This window comes from Pseudomonadota bacterium (assembly GCA_022361155.1).
Taxonomy (GTDB): Bacteria; Myxococcota_A; Polyangia; order Polyangiales; family JAKSBK01; genus JAKSBK01.
Genome location: JAKSBK010000463.1, coordinates 1 through 6,025 on the forward strand (window position 1 = coordinate 1; position 6,025 = coordinate 6,025).

Genomic DNA, 6,025 nt, shown 5'->3' on the forward strand with positions numbered 1-6,025 from the left:
CCCTATCCCCTGCAGCGACTTGGCGTCATCACCCGAGGTAGGAGCCCAGTGCGGTAGTGCCGCTCGCTGGGATCTGTGCGGGGGGCGGGCCGAACCCTCAGAGCTAAGGCCCGTCCCTACCGCGACGTGCGCCCTGTGCGCTGTGCGCTGCGCCGCGCACTTGACGCGATCGAGATCGGTCACAAGATAGCACGTGTGGATCTTCGCTCGGGTGACGCCGTGATCAAGCTGGGTGCCATCGTGGGCACGATGACGGCCAACGCACCCCGCGGCGCACACGTTCACCTCAACAACATGGAAAGCAACTACATCCCCGTCCACACCCGACCAACGGTGTCTGACGGCCCGACCGCGCGCAGTCGTCCGTTGGTTCAACACGGCGGCCCCGCGGTCTCGCGTGGGGATTCAACCGAGGGAACCGGCGATAACGTGGTGGGTCATCGATTTGGGTGGAAGGGCGGCAAGGCGGAATCGTGAAGGGGTATCTCCGCGAGGATGGCCGCAAGGGCATTCGGAATGTCGTGGTAGTAACCTACCTTGTCGAATGTGCACATCACGTCGCCCGGCGAATTGTGTCGGCGGCAGATCGACACGATGTACAGCTGATCGGCTTTCCCGGCTGCTACCCGAACGACTACGCTTTCGGGCAGATGAAGCGCCTGTGCTGCCATCCCAATGTGGGGGGGGTGGTCATCGTGTCGTTGGGTTGTGAGGGCTTTGATCGCAGCCGTCTGGCAGCGGCCGTCGAGGCCAGCGGCCGTCCCTGCACGACGCTCGTGATTCAAGACGAGGGAGGGACCCTCGCGACGCTGGAGGCCGGGCTCGAGGCCGTGCGCAATGTGCGCGCGGCGGCGGACACGGCGCCACGCGTGGACATGACGCTAGCCGACCTGGTGGTCGGCACGATCTGCGGGGGCTCGGACGGCACCAGCACTATTTCCGCGAATCCGGCGGTCGGACGCTGCTTCGACAAGCTGGTAGCCGAGCGAGCTAGCTGCATTTTCGAGGAGACCGGCGAGCTGATCGGCTGTGAGCAAACCATGGCGGAGCGTGCTGTCACACCGGAGCTGGGGGAGGCCATCAAGTCGGCGGTAGAGAAAGCCGCCCGCTACTACGAGACGCTGGGCTACGGTAGCTTTGCGCCTGGCAATGCGGAAGGCGGGCTCACGACCCAGGAAGAGAAGTCCATGGGGGCGTATGCCAAGTCAGGTGATTCGCCGATCAGCGGAGTCATCAAGCCCGGCGAGCTCCCACCAGGCCCGGGGCTGTACCTGCTGGATGTGGTGCCGGACGGAGAGGTGCGCTTTGGTTTTCCCAACATCTCGGACAATGCCGAGATCTGCGAGTTGATCGCCTGCGGCGCACATCTGATCCTGTTCACTACCGGCCGTGGCTCGGTGGTGGGCTCCGCCATCTCGCCTGTTATCAAGATCTGCGCGAATCCGGAGACCTATCGACGCATGGCTGGCGACATGGACATCAACGCGGGGCGCATCCTGGATGGCTTGGCCGACGTGGACGAGGTGGGCGCGGCGGTTTTCGACGAGGTGTGCAGGGTTGCCCGGGGGAGGCGAGAGCAAGTCAGAGGCGCTCGGTCATCAGGAGTTCATCCTAACCTACAAGTACTTCGAGCCCAGCGGTCCGTCCTGCCTGCCTACGCTTCAAGGTCGGACGGCAAGCCAGCCGGGCGGTCTGACTGCTCGCGAAGCGGCACGTTGAGCGCTCCTCTGTCACGAGCGCTCTCAGCTGCGCGGTCTGCCGGTTATTCCTGCAGGATCGATTGGTAGTCGCTCCACCATGTCCCGCGCCGACCAATCCATCCTAGTGGGATCCCGCGGACCTCAAGGCGTTGGCGGGAGAGGCACAAATTCGCAGGGAGTTTCTTTCCCTGAACGGGCCGGCGGAGCGCCGGTGACGGAGCTGACACGGAACTACGCGGCACGAAACTGTTGAGCTTTTGGGGACAGGGTTTGGATCGCGAGCAAAAGCCACCATGCGCAGCGCGAAGGGACGCGCAGCAGAAGTGGCGATTAGGTGACTCGGCAATGCAGGCTAGCATGCCTTCGGGCTCCAAGTTCCAGGCAAATTGCGCAAAGTGGATCAACGCAGGGGATCGAATCACGGGCAGCACGCGATAGCGGCGAGGCAGATTCCGGTCCTCTGCACGCAGTAGGAGGGGGCAGTGTTGGTGTCTGGCGCCGGCTGCTGGCGTGCAAGGCAAGAGGCTTGGTGCATCAATTGCTTGACTTTTTCGTTTTGCTGCTTAAAACGCAGTTTCGCTCACAAAGCGGACGGGAATCGGCGGAGTCGGAACGGCGTCGCCGATCGACATGACTACGAGAGTCCTTCCACACTCCAGAACGACCCTTGCTCGCGTGTTGTGTGTGTCCCGTGTTTGCGCTGTTTCCAGAGTCGACCCCGTGTGCAGATGGGTGGTTTCATGGTTGTGAATCGAAGGCTACTGTCCGCCGCCTGCGTCTCGGCGCTGGTGATGACCGCGCATGCGGCAATCGCACAAGAAGCACCCGGAGCCAAGGAGGGAGAACCACGCTCAGGCAGTGATGAAGAGCCCGAGCAAATCACTGTGATCAGCGTCAGGGAGAGCATCCAGCGTGCGCAGACCATCAAGCGGGAATCCGATTCGGTCGTAGACGCGATCTCGGCCATTGGCCTCGGGCGCTTTGCCGACACCTCGCTGGCCGATGCGTTTCAACGCATTCCGGGTGTGCAAATCCAGCGCAACGATGGCGGGCAGGAGGGCGATCGAGCATCGGTTCGTGGCTTGGGTCCCACCTATGTCAAGACGACAATCAACGGCAGGACGCCGCTTTCTTCTGGCACCGAGGCTCTCACAAACCTCCGCTCCTTCAACCTCGACGTGATTCCTACCAGCATTATTTCTGGAACGACCGTCAAGAAGACACCGACGGCCAGCGACGTCGAGTCCGGGATGGCGGGGCTTGTGGAGATTCAGACCCGCAAGCCTCTGTTTGACTCCAACTACCGAGCCTTCGACAATTTCTTCACATCGGTCACGGCACAGGCCGACCGCGGCTCGATCGGTCGCAAGATCGGACCTCGTCTAAGCGGCATCGTGGGAGGAAGAAACAACGAACACACGTTTGGTGCCTATCTGATGGGTCTGTATGGAAGGTCCTATGCCGGCCGAAATCAGCTCTTTCCTGGCGTGCGTCAATACGACATCCAGATCGATAACAACGGCGACGGACTTCCTGACGAAACCATACCCGGGGTGAACGTCATCAATGATATCGACTTCGAGCCCATTCGTGAGAGCCAGGACCGCGCCTCCCTAGCGGCTGCAGTACAGTGGCGAGCTCTCGATAATCTGGAAGTCTCTTTGGACGGGGTCTACACGCTGTTCAACAACGTATCCTGGCGCAACCGGATCGCCCCGGTTTTTGGTGATGCGATCCAGAACACGGTGTTTAGTCGAAACCAAATCCAGATCGACAACACCAACACGCTGCAGTCGGTCGCGCCAAACGTGCTCGAGGTCAACTGTTTCAACAATCGGGACCCCTCGATGCCGCCGCTGGTAGGTCCGGCGTGCCAAAAGGGTGTGCCGGTCCGTTTGATGCCGATCCATTTTGGTAATAAGACCAAGACGCTCGTCTCGGGAATTAACTTTGATTACCAACCCACCGATCGGTTCTCGGCCATGCTCGATGTTAGCTACAATCGGGTGGACTATACGCAGGACCTGGATCTACCTATCATGATTCAGACCCTGCCTGCCAACCAGGTGAGCTTCAACACGTACAACGGCCTCTTCAGCGGCGACCTGGGACCGATCCCTTTGAACGGTTTTACGTTGCCAGACGGACTGGTGTACGTGCGGGACGTGTTCCTCGATGGTCAAGAACTGGGTTTCAAATTTGATTTCAAGAACACGATGGATCTCGGGATATTCGAATCGATCGAGTACGGCGCGCGCGTGACACGTGCCGATGTAGACTCGATCAGAACGAATATCCTGGACGCCACGAAGGGAGCTTACACCCAGGATGTGCTGAATCAGAAGGCTGTCAGCGCAATAGTCCAAGACCGGACGAGCAACTTCAACTTCTACCCGAACCAGGGTGTCTTGGCGAACGAGTTTCCGATCATCGATCGCGATCTGCTATACGCCGCGTTTCCGGAGCTGGGAGCGCAACATGACTTGGGGAACGACCCGGCCAGCTCGTTTGCGTTCGTCGAAACGGTGACGGCGTTCTACGCGGAGTCCAATGTTGGCGGGGAGCTTCTCGATAGGGACTTCAGAGGCAATCTGGGCCTGCGCGTAGTCAATGCGAGGGTGGCCGGGGAGGGGGCCGCCCGCCAGGATGGTGGATCGTCACTGCCCCAAACCTCCAGCAACGGCTACTGGCGATTCTTGCCGAGCGCTAATCTCAGCTTGGACGTGCATGATGATGCTGTGTTGCGGCTTGCTATGGGGCGGGGGCTCTCACGGCCAAACCCTTCGGATCTGGCGCCCCGGCAAGGTGCGATCAAACCCAATTCGGTTGGCGACCCCTGGATAGGCAAAGTTGGAAACCCAGAGTTGAGGCCAACCACGTCATGGAACTTCGATGCAACCGTCGAATACTATACGCCCAATGATGGGTCGGTGGTGGTCAGCGCTTTCTATAAGGCGATCACGGACTTCGTGTTTGTTCAGCAGACCATCGGGCCGCTTCCGGGGTATCCGGAGCCGAACATTTTCATTCACACTCCACAGAACCTGTCGGATGGGCGCCTGTTCGGATTCGAGCTGGGGTTCAACCAGCCGTTTACATTCCTTCCCGCGCCATGGGACGGATTTGGCTTGCAGGGGAACTACACGCTCGTGCGGAGCAAATTCGACAGGGACATCATCGACGACGGGGGCTACGGGTTTCCCGGGGCATCGCGGAACAACATCAATGCGATTGGCTATTTTGAGAAGGGGCCCGTGGCTGTGCGTGTGGCATACGTGTACCGGGACGATTTCTTCAGGAACCTGGCTGGACAGGGAGCACAGCAGGAGAACGCCAGTCCGGTCTGGACGCAAGGTAACCAGCGGGTGAATGTCAACGCGACGGTCCATCTCACCGACAACTACTCGGTGTTTGCCGATGTGAACAACCTGTTTGCGGAAGGTCGGCGTGATTTCTATCTGCAGCGCCCAACCTTCAACGGCGCGTTCGAGCGGGAGGCGACCGTAACCCTTGGGGTGACCGGGACGTACTGAGGCTCGAAGCGAACACCTCGTGATCGGTTTGCCAGCCGACGGCCGGATTCGGTCTTGTCGGGAGCAGCGGCGGCTCAGATGACACGGTCGTACAACCGCTCGCCTCGTCCGAAGCGGTGCAGATTCCTAACGAAATGGGCGATGATGCGTTCGCTTTCGTGGGAGCAGGACAGGACAGGACACCGACCGGGGTTGCCCGCAGAGGATCGCCGTGGCCGAGCGCGGCGGTGGGTTTGGGAGCGCGATGGAGCGGGTGGACCGTTCGCAGCGGTCCTTGTTGGGGGATCGAAAAAGCCCGAAGCGTACAGCGACAACGGCGTGGTACACGGTGCCGCGTGCTTGAATGAGTGCCGCCCAGCTTGCTGCTCAGGTAGTGACCAATCTCGTGACTGACGATGAACTTGCGCGTCGCTAACCAGTCGCCGTTGTTGTCGTCTCCCAGGAATACCGCATCATGGCCCGGATGATAGCAGCCAGCAAAGGCTTGTGGAACTGGGCAATCCTGCGACGCGAAGATCTTGTAGGTCGTCGCGCTCATGCCCTTGTTCTCCCAGAGCATGTGGGCCGCTATTGCAGCTACGCAGCTCTCGTTGGTGAGCGCCGAGTGGAACGTGTGGTCTCCGTCGTCGTCACTTTGGATCGTGAAGTGCTGCCAGTGCCACAGCGCACCGCTGTCGGCGTTGTTTTGCCGAATGTCGAAAGTCGACGAACCTCGCGACAAATGGGTCCTCATGTAGAACCGGTACGTACCGAGCGGTATGTCTTCGAGCCCGTGGTAGCCGGACTGATCCA

General features: G+C 60.3%; 3 protein-coding genes and 1 pseudogene. 3 read left to right on the plus strand and 1 reads right to left on the minus strand.

Going from position 1 to position 6,025, the window contains the following annotated elements; all coding sequences use genetic code 11:
• Nucleotides 1-135: 135 nt before the first annotated feature.
• The 3 genes and pseudogenes from MJD61_17440 to MJD61_17450 all read left to right on the plus strand — a co-directional run bounded on the left by MJD61_17440 (nucleotide 136) and on the right by MJD61_17450 (nucleotide 5,233).
• Complete coding sequence (locus MJD61_17440; protein MCG8557047.1) at nucleotides 136-477, plus strand: hypothetical protein; 342 nt, start codon at nucleotides 136-138, stop codon at nucleotides 475-477.
• A pseudogene (locus MJD61_17445) lies at nucleotides 471-1,719 on the plus strand (UxaA family hydrolase). Before MJD61_17440 ends, MJD61_17445 begins: the two are co-directional and overlap by 7 nt.
• Before the next feature lie 727 nt (nucleotides 1,720-2,446).
• Nucleotides 2,447-5,233, plus strand: a complete 2,787-nt coding sequence (locus MJD61_17450; protein ID MCG8557048.1) for a TonB-dependent receptor — start codon at nucleotides 2,447-2,449, stop codon at nucleotides 5,231-5,233.
• Here MJD61_17450 and MJD61_17455 read toward each other — a convergent pair.
• Nucleotides 5,175-6,025: hypothetical protein (locus MJD61_17455; protein ID MCG8557049.1), on the minus strand; the 851-nt coding region annotated here is incomplete at its 5' end. The two genes, MJD61_17450 and MJD61_17455, sit on opposite strands and share 59 nt — an antisense overlap.